Here is a 15,811-nt window from a genome sequence, read left to right as displayed (position 1 = left end):
GGCCCGGCCCCTACCTGAGCACCAGCGCCTGCCCGGCCACCACCAGCACCACCTGCTCGCACTCGCCCGCGAACGCCGCGTTCAGCCGCCCCAGCTCATCCCGGTACCGCCGACCCGACGCCGTCGCCGGGACGATCCCCGACCCCACCTCGTTGGAGACCGCGACCACCGTCCGCCCGGTCGCCCGCACCGCGTCCGTCAGCTCCCGCACCCGCTCCCGCAGCGCCTTCTCCCCGCCCGACGCCCACTCCGCGTCGTCCCACGCCCCGACGGAGTCCATCGCGTCCGTCAGCCACAGCGACAGACAGTCGACCAGCAGCGGCGCCCCGTCCCGCGCCAGCAGCGGCACCAGGTCGCAGGTCTCCGCCGTCCGCCACGAACCCGGCCGCCGCTCCCGGTGCACGGCCACCCGGTCCGCCCACTCGGTGTCCCCGCCGCGCGTACCGCCCGTGGCGACGTACAGCACGTCCGGGAACGACTCCAGCCGCCGCTCGGCCTCCACCGACTTCCCGGACCGCGCACCGCCCAGCACCAGCGTCCGCCGGGGCACGTCGGGCACGTCCTCGTACACCCCGACCGTCAGCGTCGTCCCGTCCGGCACGGCCCGCGCCCCGGCCGCCGCCAGCCGCCGCCGCAGCTCCGGGCCGGGCGGCACGTCGTGGTCCAGGTGCACGGCCACCACGTCGGTCGCCGGGCCCACCGCCGCCACCGCCCGCAGCCGCGCCAGCGCGTCCGGGCGCCCCACCACGTCGAGCAGCACCATGTCGTACGAGTCCGCGCTCCCGTTCTCCAGCCCGGCCGGCGCCCCGCCCGGCGGCAGGTACAGCAGCCGCTGCCCGTCCGGACCGGTCACCGCGTACCCGGTGCCGCCCGCGTCCATCGCCACGGCCCGCACCCGGTGCCCGGTCAGCAGCGCCAGCTCCCGCCCGTCCGGCACCCGCCCTGGCTGCGGCAGCCCGGCCGGCACCTCCACGGCGGGCCCGTCGTGCGGATGCGACAGCAGCACCTGCCGTACGCTCCCGAGCGACCGCCCGGCCCGGGCCGCCGCGAACGCCGCGCCCGGCGTCAGGTCCAGCAGCAGCGTCCCGTCCACGAGCACCGCGGTGGCGGCCCGCGCGTCCGGCCCGACCGCCGGCGCGCAGGCCGCGCACGGACAGCCGGGGCGAGGCAGCCCCGCGGGAGCACCGGTACCGAGCAGAGTCACTTCCACGAGACCGATTCTCACCCGCCCGCGCGGCCGACGCTGCGTGCAGGGCCCCTGAAAGGGGCGCGGGGAACCGCGCGACAAGTTCCCGCGGACCCGTGGACACCCCACAACCAGCGGAGTTATACCGGCACTCGCCGTGAAACGCATACGATGCCCCAGTTGGATCAAAGGAGGCCTGCATGGCGGCATGGACGTGGCGGTTCGAGAAGGCCGACGGGACGGAGGTCCAGCCCGCGGTGGAGCCCGAGGAGTTCACCACCCAGGGCGACGCCGAGTCCTGGCTCGGCGAACAGTGGAAGGCGCTGCTGGCCGGCGGCGCGGACCAGGTACGGCTCTACGAGGACGCCACCGAGATCTACGGCCCGATGAGCCTGCACGCGGACGGGTCCTAGGGAGCGGCCCCGGTGGGGGCGGCCCTCGCCGGCCGCCCCGCCGTCCCCGCGCTACTGCTCGCCCAGCGTGACGTCCACCGTCCTCTCGGCCCCGTCGCGCCGGTACGTCACCGTGGTCCGCTGCCCCGGCTTCTTCCCGGCCAGCGTCACCGAGAGCGACGTGAGGGTGGTGATGTCCTCGTCGCCCACCGCGGTGATGACGTCCCCCGGCCGGATGCCCGCCCTCCCGGCCGCGCCGCCCGGCTCCACGCTCACGACGGCGACCCCGGCCGGCCGGTAGTCCTGGTCGACGACCGTGCGCGCGGTGATGCCGAGCGCGGCCCGCCCCGAGTCGGTGACCCTGCCCTGCCTGACGATCTGGTCGGCGATCGTCCGCACCATCGACGCCGGGATGGCGAACCCGATCCCCGGCGCCGCGCTGCCCCCGAGGTCGGGGTCGCTCGCGGCGAGCGTGGGGATGCCGATGACCCGACCGTCGAGGCCGACCAGGGCGCCCCCGCTGTTGCCGGGGTTGATGGCGGCCGAGGTCTGCACCATGTCGGCGATGGTGGCGCCCGTGCCACCGCCCTGGGGGTTCTCGCTGACGGTCCGTCCGGTCGCCGAGACGATGCCCTCGGTGACGCTGGAGGACAGCCCGAGCGGTGAGCCCATGGCGAGCGTGATCTGCCCGACCTGGACCTTCCCCGAGTCCCCGAAGGTGGCCGCCCGCAGCCCGGCCGGGACCTTGTCGAGCCTGATCACCGCCAGGTCCTGCTCGGGGTAGGAGTACACGAGCGTCGCGCTCAGCGGTTCCTCGCTGTTGGCGGTCGTCACCCTGAACGTCTTCTCGTCCTTGACCACGTGCGCGTTGGTGACGATGTGTCCGCCGCCGTCGTAGACCACCCCCGAGCCCAGGTCGTTCCTGGCCTCGATCTGCACCACCGACGGCAGGACGTCCCTGATCACCTGCTGGTACCGGTCCTGGAGGTCGGTCGCCGACATCGGGACCGCGGCCGCCCGCGCCGCCTGCGCGTCCGTGGTCCGTCCGGCCGTGGCGCTCCCGGGTGCGGAGCATCCGGCGACGAGGGCCAGGCAGCAGGAGCCGAGCGCGGCGGTCGTGCGGAGGGTCCGGCCGGTACGGGAAGCGTCCATGCCCCGAGTCTCGCCTCGGCCCCCGGGCCCGGCCCGCGCTGCTGGCCCGAACGGGCCCCGGCACACGCCTCGGTCAGCCGCGGACCCCGCACAGGTGCAGCAGCGCCGCGACCGACCGGTAGGGGTCCGTCCGCCCGGCCCGCTCCTCGGCCGCGAGCAGCGTCCGTACGTCGGCCGGCGCCTCGGCGCCGTCGGCGGCCGTGTCCGTGAACACCCGCACCCCGTACCAGGCGTACAGCGGCGCCCCGATCCCGGCGAGGGTGGCCGTCAGCGTGCCGAGCCGGTCGGCCCGGACATCGAGCCCCAGCCGGTTGCGGTAGGAGACGGTGTCGAACGCGCCGAGCGCCCCCGCCCAGTCCCCGGCCAGCCCCGGCCGCATCGCCAGCGCGTCGGCGTTGCGCACCAGCAGGGACAGCAGACCGCCGGGCGCCAGCATCCGGGCCAGCCCGGCCAGCAGCGCGTCGGGCTCCCCGACGTACATCAGCACCCCGTGGCAGAGGACCACGTCGAAGCTGCCCGGCAGGAAGTGGACCCCCGTGTCCCGGCCGTCCCCGTGCACGATCCGCACCCGCTCGCGGATGCCCTCCGGCTCACCGGCCAGGGCCTCGCGCGCGGCCGCGATCATCGACGGCTCCTGCTCGACACCGGTCACCTGGTGACCGGCCCGGGCCAGCCGCAGCGCCTGCGTGCCCTGGCCCATCCCCACGTCGAGCACCCGCAGCCGCTGTCCGACCGGGAACCGCCCGGCCATCTGCTCGTCCAGCTGCCGGGCCACCAGCTCCTGCCGTACGACGTCCCGCAGTCCGCCCAGCTTGTCCAGCCAGGCCTCGGCGGCCCCCCCGGTGAAAGGCTCTGCGCTCAGGGCCGCTCTCCGCGCTTGACCTGCGGCTTGGGCAGCCGGAGCCGGCGCATCTGGAGGGAACGCATCAGACCGTAGGCGACGGCGCCCTTCCTGTTCTGGTCCGGGAAGCGCTCGGCGAGCCGCCCCCGCAGCCGGAAGCCGCTGACCGCGGCGTCGAGCACGATCAGCACGATCACGACCAGCCACAGCAGCAGCGCGAGGTTCTTGATCGCCGTGTTGTTGATCACGCTCATGACCAGGATGACCACGGCGAGCGGCAGGAAGAACTCCGCCACGTTGAAGCGCGAGTCGACCCAGTCACGGGCGAACTTGCGGACCGGGCCCTTGTCACGGGCCGGGAGGTACCGCTCGTCGCCGGTGGCCAGCGCCTGGCGCTGGCGCTCCATGGCGGCGCGCCGGTCGTCGCGCTGACGCTTGGCGGCGTCCTTGCGCGTCGTCGGCGTGTTGGCCACGCTGCGGCGCTGGGACTGGGCCTCACTGCGCTTGGGCGTGGGCCTGCCCTTCGGGGCCTGCGGGTCACGGGTCTGCTTGGAGTCGGTCACCACCGCCTTGTCGGCGGGGCCCTTCTCTTCCTTGGCACGGCTTCGGAACACAAAACCCAAGGGTACGGGGTTTTGGGGTGTGGGCCCTAGTCCGGTGGGGAACGATCCCGCAACGCCAGTCGTCTCCATGGGGACAGAGGGGATGTTGCAGACGTTCGGCTCGGGGGTCACTCTCCTACCTGTGCCGGAGCGGAACTGTCCGCAGTCGTCCTTGGGGATGAGCGCATCGGTCCCCGGACAGTGCGGTAATGGATGCAGGGCCCGTACTGTGGGTTCTGTCGCAGGATCGGTGAGCTGGAGTCCGTCAGAAGGGGGCGCGCGAAGCCCATGAGCGGTGTCATGAAGCGTATGGGGATGATCTTCCGCGCGAAGGCGAACAAGGCCCTGGACAGGGCCGAGGACCCGCGCGAGACCCTCGACTACTCGTACCAGAAGCAGCTCGAGCTGCTGCAGAAGGTCCGTCGCGGCGTCGCCGACGTGGCGACCAGCCGCAAGCGGCTCGAACTCCAGCTGAACCAGCTCCAGCAGCAGTCCACCAAGCTGGAGGACCAGGGCCGCAAGGCGCTCGCGCTCGGCCGTGAGGACCTCGCCCGCGAGGCGCTGTCCCGCCGTGCCGCCCTCCAGCAGCAGGTGACCGACCTGGAGACGCAGCACGCCACCCTCCAGGGCGAGGAGGAGAAGCTGACCCTCGCGGCGCAGCGCCTCCAGGCCAAGGTGGACGCCTTCCGCACGAAGAAGGAGACCATCAAGGCCACCTACACCGCCGCCCAGGCCCAGACCCGCATCGGCGAGGCCTTCACCGGCATCTCCGAGGAGATGGGCGACGTCGGCCTCGCCATCCAGCGAGCCGAGGACAAGACCGCCCAGCTCCAGGCCCGCGCCGGCGCGATCGACGAGCTCCTCGCCTCCGGCGCCCTCGACGACCCGACCGGCATGGCCAAGGACGACATCGCCGCCGAGCTGGACCGCATCTCCGGTGGTACGGATGTGGAGCTGGAGCTCCAGCGCATGAAGGCCGAGCTCGCCGGAGGCTCGCCCCAGCAGGCGATCGAGGGCGGCACCGGCCAGGGGCAGCAGGCGCAGCAGCCGCAGGACACCCCGCGCTTCGACAAGCAGTAGCCGACGCCTGGAGGGCGACATGGCCGACATGGTCGTACGGATCATGGGGGAGGGCCAGGTGAGGCTGGCCGACAGCCACCTCGCCGAACTGAACAAGCTCGACGACGAACTCCTGGCCGAGACGGAGACGGGCGACGAACCGGCGTTCCGCCGCACCCTGACCGCCCTCCTCGACCAGGTCAGGGAGCTCGGCACCCCGCTCCCCGACGACGCCCTCCAGCCCTCCGACCTCATCCTCCCGTCGCCGGACGCGACCCTGGACGAGGTCCGGGCCCTGCTGCGCGACGACGGCCTGATCCCGGGCTGAGGGCGGCCCCACCCAGGGCTGAGGACACCCCGCCCCGCGGGAGCGCGGAAGCGACCGGCCCGGTCCCGGGCCGGCGGGCGGTGAAACCCCGGTTCCGGGGCCGGGGTCGCCGCCGTACCGTTCAGGGCGTGAGCACTCTCGACAAGGCCCGTTGCCGGGCAGACGCCCACCCGCTCGCCGTGGACGCGGTGATCGCCGCCGGCGTCCTCGTCTGCATGGTCGCCGGCTCCTTCGTCGTACCGCACGTGGCGCACGCCACCCGGTGGGGCGTCCGGGCGCCGGACCAGCTCAGCCTCGTCCTGATGACGCTCGCCGCGGCGACCCTGGTCTTCCGCCGCCACGCCCCGAGGACGGTCCTCGCCGTCACCGGCGCCGCCTCCGCCGTCGAGTGCGTCACCGGCGACCCCCGGGCCCCCGTCGTGATGGCCGCCGTGGTGGCCCTCTTCACCGTTGCCGCCACCACCGACCGCCGCACCACCCTGCGGGCCGGCCTGGTCACCATGACCGTGCTGACCACCGCCGCGATGGTGGCCGGATCCCTGCCGTGGTACGCCCAGGAGAACCTCGCGATCTTCGCCTGGACCGGCATCGGCGCCACCGCGGGCGACGCCGTCCGCAGCAGACGCGCCGTCGTCCAGGCCATCCGCGACCGCGCCGAACGCGCCGAGCAGACCCGGGAGGAGGAGGCCCGCCGCCGCGTCGCCGAGGAGCGGCTGCGCATCGCCCGCGACCTGCACGACGTCGTCGCCCACCACATCGCCCTGGTCAACGTGCAGGCCGGGGTCGCCGCGCACGTCATGGACAAGCGGCCCGACCAGGCCAAGGAGGCCCTCGGGCACGTCCGCGAGGCCAGCCGCTCCGCCCTCAACGAACTGCGCGCCACCGTCGGCCTGCTCCGCCAGTCCGGCGACCCGGAGGCACCGACCGAGCCCGCCCCCGGCCTGCACCTGCTCGAAGAACTCGCCGACACCTTCCGCAACGCCGGCCTCCAGGTCGAGGTCGCCCGCGCCGACCAGGGCACCACCCTGCCCGCCGCCGTCGACCTGGCCGCCTACCGGATCATCCAGGAGGCCCTCACCAACGTGCAGAAGCACGCCGGCCCCGAGGCCAAGGCCGAGGTCAGCGTCGTCCGCGTCGGGCCGAACACCGAGGTCACCGTCCTCGACGACGGCTCCGGCGACGAAGCCGCCCCCGAGGCGGGCGGCGGCCACGGACTGCTCGGCATGCGCGAGCGGGTCACCGCCCTGCGCGGCACCCTCACCACCGGTCCCCGCTACGGCGGCGGTTTCCGCGTCCATGCGATCCTGCCGGTCAAGGCCGACACGAAGGACCGTACGAAGGGCCGTACGGCAGCCCGGGGGGATTCCGTATGACGATCCGTGTCCTGCTCGCCGACGACCAGGCGCTGCTGCGCAGCGCGTTCCGCGTGCTCGTCGACTCCGAGCCCGACATGGAGGTGGTCGGCGAGGCCTCCGACGGCGCCGAGGCGGTCCGGATGGCCGGGCGGTGCGGCGCCGACGTGGTCCTGATGGACATCCGGATGCCGGGCACCGACGGACTCGCCGCCACCCGCCTGATCAGCGCCGACCCCGCCCTCGACCAGGTCAGGGTGGTCATCCTGACGACCTTCGAGGTCGACGACTACGTCGTCCAGGCGCTGCGCGCGGGCGCCTCCGGCTTCCTCGGCAAGGGCAGCGAGCCCGAGGAACTCCTGAACGCCATCCGTCTCGCCGCCGGCGGCGAGGCGCTGCTCTCCCCGGCCGCCACCAAGGGCCTCATCGCCCGCTTCCTCGCCCAGGCCGACGCCGGCGACGACGTCCGCGACCCGGCCCGCGCCGGGCGCCTGGACGCGCTCACCTCCCGTGAGCGCGAGGTCCTGGTCCAGGTCGCCGGCGGCCACTCCAACGACGAGATCGCCGAGCGCCTGGAGGTCAGCCCGCTGACCGTGAAGACACACGTCAACCGGGCCATGGCCAAGCTGGGCGCGCGGGACCGGGCCCAGCTCGTGGTGATCGCCTACGAGTCCGGGCTGGTCCGCCCGAGGACGGACTGACCTCCACCGGGTCCAGCGGCGGCGGCGAGCGCGCCGCTCGGACTCCGCGAGGAGCGCCGGCCGACTCCCGACGGCGCCCGGCGTCTTACGGCCGGGGCCAACCTCTCGGTACCCGGCCGTCGCACGGTGCCGTTCCGTATTCTGTGGCTCGAACTGATCTGCTGCGGAAGGAAGTTCGGGCGGTGCCACTGCGCGGTGAGGACCCGAGGTCCGTCGGCGGCTACAAGCTGGTCGGCCGGCTCGGGGCCGGAGGCATGGGGATCGTCTACCGGGGCAGGTCGCGCTCCGGGCGCGAGGTCGCCGTCAAGGTGGTGCACGCCCAGTACGCCGAGGACGGCGTCTTCCGGGCCCGCTTCCGGCAGGAGATCGAGGCCGTCCGCCGGGTGAGCGGCGCCTTCACCGCGCCGGTCGTGGACGCCGACCCGGACGCGCCCCGCCCCTGGATGGCCACCCAGTACGTGGCCGGCCGCTCCCTCGCCGACCGGATCCGTGCCCAGGGTCCGCTGCGCGGCGCCGAACTGCGGCGGCTGGCCCTGGGGCTGGTCGAGGCGCTGCGGGACATCCACCGGGCGGGTGTGGTGCACCGCGACCTGAAGCCGGCCAACGTCCTGATGGCCGAGGACGGGCCCCGCGTCATCGACTTCGGCATCTCCAGGGCGGTGGAGAACGGCACCACCCTCACCGAGACGGGCCAGATGATCGGCACCCCGCCCTTCATGTCCCCGGAGCAGTTCACCGACCCGCGCGCGGTCGGCCCGGCCTCGGACGTCTTCTCGCTCGGAGCACTGCTGGCCTACGCCGTGACCGGGAAAGGGCCCTTCGACGCGGAGAGCCCCTACCTCACCGCGTACTGGGTGATCCACAACCCGCCCGCCCTCGACGGCGTCCCGCAGCCGCTGCACTCCGTCCTGGAGCGCTGCCTCGCCAAGCGGGCCGCGGACCGCCCCGGACTCGACACCCTGGCCGAGGAGTTCGCCGGCCTGCCGGAACCGGAGGAGACCGACCCGGCCACCGTGACGCTGCGCGCCCGCGACCTGCCGTCCACCGACCGGCCGTCCACCGACCCGCCGTCCACCGGTCTGCCCTCCAGCGGCCGGACCCGTCCCGGGCACGGCTCCGGCACGACGGCCGGAGACACCCCGGGCCGCCCCGGCCCCCGCGGCCGCGGCGCTCGCGGCCCGGTCCGCGGGCGCCTGTTCCCCGCGCGCCGCCGCCGTGGCCGCCCGGCGCTGCTCGCCGCCGTGGTGGCCGCCGCGCTGGGCCTCGGGCTGCTGGGGTACGAGCGGTACGGGCCGGGGCTGCTGGACGGCTCCTCGACGGCGGGTTCCGCGACGGCCGCGCGCTGGACCGCCGTCCCCGCCGGCTGGCGGCCCTGGCGGACCACCGTGTACAAGCAGGCGGAGCGCGGCGAGGCCGACGCGCTGGCCGGGGCCGACGGTTCGTACACCAGCCGGTCCGCGTGCGTGAGCCAGGGCGACGCCGTCTACTGCGGCGGCGACGGCCTGCTGCCGGTACGGCTGGACGGCCGGACCGGGAAGACCCTGTGGCGCGCCTCCCTCGCCTCGCCCGGCAGCGACCCCACCCTGTACGACTCCTCTGTCCTCGGCGTGAGCGACGGCGCGGTCCTGGTCCGGGAGACCCTCTCCGAGGACGGCGCCGCGAACGACCTGGTCTACGTCGTCGCTCTCGACGCGACGAGCGGCGAACGGCTGTGGATCCGCAGGACCTACGACGACAACGCCGACCTGGTGACGGCCGGCGGCGCCGTGCTGACCGCCGGCTCCGACGGCCGGACGGTGACGGCCCGCGCCGCACGCACCGGCACCGCCCGCTGGTCCATGACCCTGCCCTCCGGCACCTACTGCGCGTTCGCGTCGGCGGGCACCGACCTGTACGCCCAGTGCTATCCGACGGAGGCCGACGCCAAGTACGCCGTGCTCCTGAAGGTGGACCGCACCGACGGCACGGTCGTCGCCCGTCAGGAGGTCCCCTTCGAGAGCGGCTTCCTCGGTGTCGCCGAGGGACTGGTGGCCCTGGTCCTGGCCGACGACGAGAGCGGCTCGGTGGGCCTGGAGGACTCCAGGATCAGCAGGATCCTCCTGGCCGAGCCGCTGACCGGGGGCAAGCGGACGACGAAGCTCGCCAGGACCTACGAGGGCTCGGTGACACTGGCGTCCGGCACCCTGTGGTTCACGGGCTCGAACGGCCTGGTGACGGCGGTGAACCCGCTGACCGGCAGGGAACTCTGGCGCACCCGCACCAGCGTGGAGAACTCCGGCTCCCCGGCCTACGACTCCCGCACCCGCACCCTCTACCTGGCCAGCCCCAGCGGCCGGGTCGCGGCCCTGGACACCCGCGAGGGCACCCTCCTGTGGGAGACCTCCCCGCGGGCCTCGGCGACCACGACCGCCGACGCGTACAGCCCGCGGGTGCTGCTCTACGGCGGTGCCGTCGTCGTCACGACCCCCGACGGCACCCTCTTCAGCCTCGACCCCGCCCACCCCGACCGGACGTCCGCGTCGGGGTGAGGGCGGGGGCGGCGGCCACCTACGGCAGCGCGAGCATCCGCTCCAGGGCGAGCTTGGCGAACGCCTCCGTCTCCTCGTCGACCTCGATCCGGTTGACCAGGTTGCCCTCGGCCAGGGACTCCAGGGTCCAGACCAGGTGCGGCAGGTCGATGCGGTTCATGGTCGAGCAGAAGCAGACCGTCTTGTCGAGGAAGACGATCTCCTTGCCCTCGGGCGCGAAACGGTTCGCCAGGCGGCGGACCAGGTTCAGCTCGGTGCCGATGGCCCACTTGGAGCCGGCCGGGGCGGCCTCCAGGGCCTTGATGATGTACTCGGTCGAACCCACGTAGTCGGCGGCGGCGACGACCTCGTGCCGGCACTCGGGGTGGACGAGGACGTTCACGCCCGGGATGCGCTCGCGCACGTCGTTCACCGAGTCCAGGCTGAAGCGGCCGTGCACCGAGCAGTGGCCGCGCCACAGGATCATCTTCGCGGCCCGCAGCTCGTCGGCGGTCAGGCCGCCGTTCGGCTTGTGCGGGTTGTAGACGACGCAGTCCTCCAGGGACATGCCCAGGTCGCGGACGGCGGTGTTGCGGCCCAGGTGCTGGTCGGGCAGGAAGAGCACCTTGGTGGCACCGGCCTCGCCCTGGCCGAAGGCCCACTCCAGGGCCCGCTGGGCGTTGGAGGAGGTGCAGATCGTGCCGCCGTGCCTGCCCGTGAACGCCTTGATGTCCGCGGACGAGTTCATGTACGAGACGGGCACGACCTGCTCGGCCATGCCGGCCTCGGTCAGCACGTCCCAGCACTCGGCGACCTGCTCGGCCGTCGCCATGTCGGCCATCGAGCAGCCGGCGGCGAGGTCGGGGAGGACCACCTTCTGGTCGTCGGAGGTCAGGATGTCGGCGGACTCGGCCATGAAGTGCACACCGCAGAAGACGATGTACTCGGCCTCCGGGCGGGCGGCCGCGTCCCGGGCCAGTTTGAACGAGTCGCCCGTGACGTCGGCGAACTGGATGACCTCGTCGCGCTGGTAGTGGTGGCCGAGGACGAAGACCTTGTGGCCGAGCTTCTCCTTGGCCGCGCGGGCGCGCGCGACCAGGTCCGGATCGGACGGCGAGGGCAGGTCGCCGGGACACTCGACGCCCCGCTCGCTCCTCGGGTCGGCCTCACGGCCGAGCAGCAGCAGGGCGAGCGGAGTCGGCTGTACGTCGAGTTCCGTGGTCTGGGCGGTGGTCACGACACGCACCCTTTCTACTTTTCGTCGTTCTGACGCTATCTATCATAACCGCTTCACGTCACCTTGACGATGGCCATAGCGTCGATGTGACATGAATCCCGGTGCCTTGCGGAACGACCGCTGTGCGTGACCTGCGGCGTGTGCGAGCATGGGGACCGTAGGAAGAACGCGGAAACGCGAAAGTGCGAGAAAGCGAATGCCGGCCCGGAATGAATCAGCGGCCCCGCCGGTTGCACTCGTCGGCAAGCAGTCTCCGTACAACCCGGGAGAGATGTAGATGTCCGTATCGGACGAGACCAGCACCGCCACCGACGGCATCATCCTGAGTGACGCCGCCGCGGCCAAGGTCAAGGCCCTGCTCGACCAGGAAGGCCGTGACGACCTCGCCCTGCGTGTCGCCGTCCAGCCCGGCGGCTGCTCCGGCCTGCGCTACCAGCTCTTCTTCGACGAGCGTTCCCTCGACGGCGACGTCGTCAAGGACTTCGGCGGGGTCAAGGTCGTCACCGACCGCATGAGCGCCCCGTACCTGGGCGGTGCGTCGATCGACTTCGTCGACACCATCGAGAAGCAGGGCTTCACGATCGACAACCCCAACGCGACCGGCTCCTGCGCCTGCGGCGACTCCTTCAGCTGAGCCCGGCGGCAGCGACAGCGCGAAGGCGGCGGCCCCTTTCCGGGGGGCCGCCGCCTTCGTCGTACCCGGTGCTCAGCCCACCTGCGGGTTCAGCTCCGTCACCCGCTCCTTCGGGACCGCCCTGCCGTCCGTGCCGACCACCTTCCGGCCGTCCAGCGGTGTGTCGAGGCGGACCGCCTGGTGGTACTGCTTGGCGATCAGCACGCAGACCTTGTCCGGCCAGGGGGTCTCGGTCACCTTGACCTCCACCTGCTCCGAGGTCTCCTCCGCCGTCACCTCGTAGTCGGCGCACACCCCGCCGGTGAAGGCGACGACCAGCTCACGGTCGTCCACGGTGTAACCGTCCGCCTTCACGTCCTTGGTGCCCGCGGACGAACCGGCGCCCGCCGAGGGCGACGAGGAGGAGGACGGGGACGACGCGGAGGCGGAGGGTGAGGCCGAGGCCGGGGCGAGGTACTTCGGATCCACGGCCGGGTACGTGACGGTGTACGAGTCCGCCGCCCCCCGCACCTGGAACAGCCAGGACGGCACCAGCGCCTGCCGGCCGGCGACCGACTGCGCGGCCAGCCCGAACACCGCCCGCTCGATCACCGCCGAGGACCCCGACGGCGTCGACGCGGCGCACGGCTGCTCCAGCCGGTCCTTCAGCGGTACGGAACTGGCGCAGCCGCCGATGCCCATCCGGTGGTCGGACCGGGGCGCCGCGTTCATCAGGGCCAGCGTCTTCGAGGCGCCGAGCACCGGATACGTGTCGCCCTCGGCCGGCGTCGCCAGCATTCCGTTGCCGCCGACCACCTCTCCCTGCCTGTCGACGGTCAGCCCGGTCGACCAGCCGTACGTCGGCAGCCCGCCGACCACCGGATCGGCGTTCACCACCCGCTGCGCGCCCATCACCTGGCCCGCGTCGAGCTTCGCGTCGTCCTGGCCGACCGCCTTCAGCACGGGCGCCGCGGCCTTGTCCGCCACGGCGACGCTCACCGGGGTGCCGGCCGGTGACGCCGGGTCCTGCACGCACGCCGTGGTGCCCTTGCAGTCGTCGGTGCCGGGCGCGTAGCGGCTGTACGACCAGATGCCCGGGGCGGCCCTGTTCACCTGGAGACTGCCGCCGGAGCCGTCCTCGCCGGTGCCGACCTTCCACACCTGGCCCTCGGCCACCGGGGTCCCGTCGACCCCGAGCGCCTTCGCCAGCGCGGCCACCCGCTCCTCGGGGACCTCGCCGGAGGGCCGGTACACCGCGGCGGCCCCGGGCCCCGCGGGAAGCGTCCCGCTCGCGGTGTAGGTCACGCCGTAGGGGTTGGGCTCACCTGCGGCGATGCCGTTGCCGGACGAGTAACCGTCCAGCGCGAGAACCGGGGGAGCGGAACCCCCGCCCCCGCCCCGGCCGACCCCCACGTCCGTTCCCGCCCCCGCCGCCAGATACGCCCCACCGCCACCGACCACCAGCACGGCAGCGGCCACGACCCCCACCACCACCGACGAACGCCGCCCACCACGCCCCGGCAGCTCCCCGCCCACGACAACCTCAGTCACCGACAACGCCCCACGCCCTGCGAGCCCAGCACCCTCGGCTTCGCCGTGCGCCGAGGGCCCGGTCCGCTCGGCCTGCTCCGCGGGTGTGGCGTCCTCGGCGTGCTCCGCAGCCACGGCGCGCTCGACGTCGTCGGTGTGCTGCGTGGGCGGGGTGGTCTCGCCGCGCGCCGAGGGCTCAAGCCGCTCGGCGTGCTCCGCAAGCGCCGCGTCCTTCGCGTGCTGTGCGGGTACGGCGGTTTCGGCGTGCGCCGAGGGCCCGGTCCGCTCGGCCTGCTCCGCGGGTGTGGCGTCCTCGGCGTGCTGCGGCGCGGGCGTGCCGTGTGTGTTGCGCTCGGAGGACACGGCGCCCTCCGCGTCCTCGGCGTTCCCGGAGGGCGTGGTGTCCTCGGTGTGCTCCGCAGCCGCGGCGGTTCCGGCGTGCGCCGAGTGCTCGGGCCGCTCGTCCTGCTCCGCCGCCGCGGGGCGTTCGGCGTGCTGCGTGGGCGCCGTGGCCTCGGTCTGCTCTGCGGCCCTGTCGGCGGGCCCCGTGGGTGCAGTGTGCTTCGTGGCCTCGGCGGGCTCTGCTGGTTCGGCCGCGCTTGTGGGGCCGGTGCCCTCGTCGGTCCCGGCGGCGCCCTTCGTCTCGGCAGCGCGTTCTGTCTGCTCCGGCGCGGCGATCCTCTTCGGCTCGGCGATGCGTTCCTGCTCGGCGGCGTTCTCCGTCCCGGCGGAGGTTTCCGGCCCGGCGGCGCTCTCCGGCCCGGTGGTCCGCTCCGGGTCGGTGGTCTTGTTCTGCCCGGGGGCCGCGTCGTCGTTGTCGGGTCGCTCGCTCTTCACCGCATCGCTCCTCGCCGTGTCGTATCCCGCCTCCCCCGCAAGGGGGACGGCGATGGGACGCGGGAGGGGAGCGCGCGGTTCCCCGGAAACGCGCCGGGCGGCTCAGTCGCCGTAGTCGGACATCGCGTCCAGCATCCTGGCGGACTTCTTCGGCACGGTGACCCCGTGGATGAGCGACGGCGGCACCGGACGGGCGGCACCGCGGTCGGGGACCGCCCAGTGCGGAGCCATCCGGGCGCAGTCACCGCGCAGCGACGCCAGATCGCCGTCGAGGTCGGCCGGGGCGGAGGCGTTGACCCTGAGGTTCGTCATGAAGGCACGGTATGCACGCCGGCCCCCGCGAAGAAAGATCTACTATCGGGTAGTTCTGGCACCTTCAGAGCACCCCGCCGACCCGGTAGCGTTAACTGTCATCCAAGCCTCCCCCTCAGGAGAGTCCCAGCCGTGCGCATCGCAGTCACCGGCTCCATCGCCACCGACCACCTCATGACCTTCCCCGGCCGCTTCGCCGACCAGTTGGTCGCGGACCAGCTGCACACGGTCTCGCTGTCCTTCCTGGTCGACAACCTGGACGTACGCAGGGGCGGCGTCGGCGCGAACATCGCGTTCGGCATGGGACAGCTCGGCACCCGGCCGGTCCTGGTCGGCGCTGCGGGCTTCGACTTCGACGAGTACCGGGCCTGGCTCGACCGGCACGGCGTCGACACCGACTCCGTCCGCATCTCCGAGACGCTGCACACCGCGCGGTTCGTGTGCACGACGGACGCCGACCACAACCAGATCGGCTCCTTCTACACCGGCGCGATGAGCGAGGCCCGGCTGATCGAGCTCAAGACGGTCGCCGACCGGGTGGGCGGCCTCGACCTGGTCCTGATCGGCGCGGACGACCCCGAGGGCATGCTCCGCCACACGGAGGAGTGCCGCACCCGCGCCATCCCCTTCGCCGCGGACTTCTCGCAGCAGATCGCCCGGATGAACGGCGACGAGATCCGGATACTGCTGGAAGGCGCGACGTACCTCTTCTCCAACGAGTACGAGAAGGGGCTCATCGAGACGAAGACCGGCTGGAGCGACGAGGAGATCCTCGCCAGGGTCGGCCACCGGGTCACGACGCTCGGCGCGCGCGGCGTGCGGATCGAGCGGGTCGGCGAAGAGGCCATCGAGGTCGGCTGCCCCGACGAGGAGCGCAAGGCCGACCCGACGGGCGTCGGCGACGCGTTCCGCGCCGGGTTCCTGTCCGGGCTCGCCTGGGGCGTCTCGCTGGAGCGCGCGGCGCAGGTCGGCTGCATGCTGGCGACTCTCGTCATCGAGACGGTCGGCACGCAGGAGTACCGGCTGCGCCGCGGGCACTTCATGGAGCGCTTCACGAAGGCGTACGGGGACGAGGCCGCCCAGGAGGTCCGCGGTCACCTGGTCTGAGTTCCGGGTCCGGGCGCGTGGGGGCCGGCCGCACGGTTCCCCGCGCCCCTGCCGG

General features: G+C 73.4%; 15 protein-coding genes. 8 read left to right on the top strand and 7 right to left on the bottom strand.

Annotated features, from left to right (window positions below; all coding sequences use genetic code 11):
- Positions 1–10: 10 nt before the first annotated feature.
- Positions 11–1,210 carry a bifunctional adenosylcobinamide kinase/adenosylcobinamide-phosphate guanylyltransferase gene (locus ACZ619_RS05040; RefSeq protein ID WP_469594224.1) on the bottom strand — a complete coding sequence of 400 codons (1,200 nt, stop codon included), beginning with the start codon at positions 1,208–1,210 and terminating at the stop codon, positions 11–13.
- Positions 1,211–1,386: 176 nt separating this feature from the next.
- Between ACZ619_RS05040 and ACZ619_RS05035 the strand changes: the two genes are divergently transcribed.
- Positions 1,387–1,599 carry a hypothetical protein gene (locus ACZ619_RS05035; protein WP_469594222.1) on the top strand — a complete coding sequence of 71 codons (213 nt, stop codon included), beginning with the start codon at positions 1,387–1,389 and terminating at the stop codon, positions 1,597–1,599.
- 51 nt (positions 1,600–1,650) lie between these two features.
- Here the strand turns inward: ACZ619_RS05035 and ACZ619_RS05030 are convergent, their stop codons facing one another.
- From ACZ619_RS05030 to ACZ619_RS05020, 3 genes are all read right to left on the bottom strand, one after another.
- Positions 1,651–2,730 (bottom strand): S1C family serine protease, encoded by a 1,080-nt coding sequence (locus ACZ619_RS05030; protein WP_469594220.1) that lies wholly within the window; start codon positions 2,728–2,730, stop codon positions 1,651–1,653.
- 73 nt (positions 2,731–2,803) lie between these two features.
- Positions 2,804–3,505, bottom strand: a complete 702-nt coding sequence (locus ACZ619_RS05025) for a class I SAM-dependent methyltransferase (RefSeq protein ID WP_469594217.1) — start codon at positions 3,503–3,505, stop codon at positions 2,804–2,806.
- Positions 3,506–3,588: 83 nt separating this feature from the next.
- A complete protein-coding gene (locus ACZ619_RS05020) occupies positions 3,589–4,263 on the bottom strand; it encodes a DUF3043 domain-containing protein (RefSeq protein ID WP_469594216.1) in 675 nt (224 codons plus the stop codon).
- 198 nt (positions 4,264–4,461) lie between these two features.
- Here ACZ619_RS05020 and ACZ619_RS05015 point away from each other — a divergent pair, with 198 nt between their 5' ends.
- The 5 genes from ACZ619_RS05015 (at position 4,462) to ACZ619_RS04995 (ending at position 10,141) form a co-directional block, all read left to right on the top strand.
- The gene (locus ACZ619_RS05015; RefSeq protein WP_469594214.1) at positions 4,462–5,253 is read left to right on the top strand and encodes a PspA/IM30 family protein; all 792 of its coding nucleotides are present in this window, start codon (positions 4,462–4,464) and stop codon (positions 5,251–5,253) included.
- Between the two features lie 28 nt (positions 5,254–5,281).
- Positions 5,282–5,560 carry a PspA-associated protein PspAA gene (pspAA, locus tag ACZ619_RS05010; RefSeq protein ID WP_469594513.1) on the top strand — a complete coding sequence of 93 codons (279 nt, stop codon included), beginning with the start codon at positions 5,282–5,284 and terminating at the stop codon, positions 5,558–5,560.
- A 128-nt stretch (positions 5,561–5,688) separates the two neighbouring features.
- Positions 5,689–6,933, top strand: coding sequence for a sensor histidine kinase (locus ACZ619_RS05005; protein ID WP_469594211.1), 1,245 nt, complete (start codon positions 5,689–5,691; stop codon positions 6,931–6,933).
- Positions 6,930–7,613 carry a response regulator gene (locus tag ACZ619_RS05000; RefSeq protein WP_469594209.1) on the top strand — a complete coding sequence of 228 codons (684 nt, stop codon included), beginning with the start codon at positions 6,930–6,932 and terminating at the stop codon, positions 7,611–7,613. Before ACZ619_RS05005 ends, ACZ619_RS05000 begins: the two co-directional genes overlap by 4 nt.
- Before the next feature lie 182 nt (positions 7,614–7,795).
- A complete protein-coding gene (locus ACZ619_RS04995; RefSeq protein WP_469594206.1) occupies positions 7,796–10,141 on the top strand; it encodes a protein kinase domain-containing protein in 2,346 nt (781 codons plus the stop codon).
- A 19-nt stretch (positions 10,142–10,160) separates the two neighbouring features.
- On the opposite strand, the gene nadA is transcribed toward ACZ619_RS04995, so the two are convergent.
- Positions 10,161–11,357, bottom strand: a complete 1,197-nt coding sequence (nadA, locus tag ACZ619_RS04990; RefSeq protein ID WP_469594203.1) for a quinolinate synthase NadA — start codon at positions 11,355–11,357, stop codon at positions 10,161–10,163.
- Between the two features lie 277 nt (positions 11,358–11,634).
- Between nadA and ACZ619_RS04985 the strand changes: the two genes are divergently transcribed.
- The gene (locus ACZ619_RS04985) at positions 11,635–11,991 is read left to right on the top strand and encodes an iron-sulfur cluster assembly accessory protein (protein WP_030951236.1); all 357 of its coding nucleotides are present in this window, start codon (positions 11,635–11,637) and stop codon (positions 11,989–11,991) included.
- Positions 11,992–12,063: 72 nt separating this feature from the next.
- On the opposite strand, the gene ACZ619_RS04980 is transcribed toward ACZ619_RS04985, so the two are convergent.
- The gene (locus ACZ619_RS04980; protein ID WP_469594201.1) at positions 12,064–14,337 is read right to left on the bottom strand and encodes a hypothetical protein; all 2,274 of its coding nucleotides are present in this window, start codon (positions 14,335–14,337) and stop codon (positions 12,064–12,066) included.
- A 102-nt stretch (positions 14,338–14,439) separates the two neighbouring features.
- Positions 14,440–14,649: a hypothetical protein gene (locus tag ACZ619_RS04975; protein WP_469594198.1), complete on the bottom strand. Its 210-nt coding sequence runs from the start codon at positions 14,647–14,649 to the stop codon at positions 14,440–14,442.
- Positions 14,650–14,781: 132 nt separating this feature from the next.
- On the opposite strand from ACZ619_RS04975, the gene ACZ619_RS04970 reads away from it, so the two are divergent.
- Positions 14,782–15,756, top strand: coding sequence for a carbohydrate kinase family protein (locus ACZ619_RS04970; protein WP_469594195.1), 975 nt, complete (start codon positions 14,782–14,784; stop codon positions 15,754–15,756).
- Positions 15,757–15,811: the final 55 nt, after the last annotated feature.

It is taken from the genome of Streptomyces sp. NPDC104367, assembly GCF_055583825.1.
This window is presented reverse-complemented; position numbering and strand designations above follow the sequence as displayed.

Bases quoted from the DNA above. Each gene is read 5' to 3' on its own strand.
- ACZ619_RS05035 (WP_469594222.1), top strand. From the start codon at position 1,387: ATGGCGGCATGGACGTGGCGGTTCGAGAAGGCCGACGGGACGGAGGTC.
- ACZ619_RS05030 (WP_469594220.1), bottom strand. From the start codon at position 2,730: ATGGACGCTTCCCGTACCGGCCGGACCCTCCGCACGACCGCCGCGCTC.
- ACZ619_RS05020 (WP_469594216.1), bottom strand. From the start codon at position 4,263: ATGGAGACGACTGGCGTTGCGGGATCGTTCCCCACCGGACTAGGGCCC.
- ACZ619_RS05015 (WP_469594214.1), top strand. From the start codon at position 4,462: ATGAGCGGTGTCATGAAGCGTATGGGGATGATCTTCCGCGCGAAGGCG.
- pspAA (WP_469594513.1), top strand. From the start codon at position 5,282: ATGGTCGTACGGATCATGGGGGAGGGCCAGGTGAGGCTGGCCGACAGC.
- ACZ619_RS05000 (WP_469594209.1), top strand. From the start codon at position 6,930: ATGACGATCCGTGTCCTGCTCGCCGACGACCAGGCGCTGCTGCGCAGC.
- ACZ619_RS04985 (WP_030951236.1), top strand. From the start codon at position 11,635: ATGTCCGTATCGGACGAGACCAGCACCGCCACCGACGGCATCATCCTG.
- ACZ619_RS04975 (WP_469594198.1), bottom strand. From the start codon at position 14,649: ATGACGAACCTCAGGGTCAACGCCTCCGCCCCGGCCGACCTCGACGGC.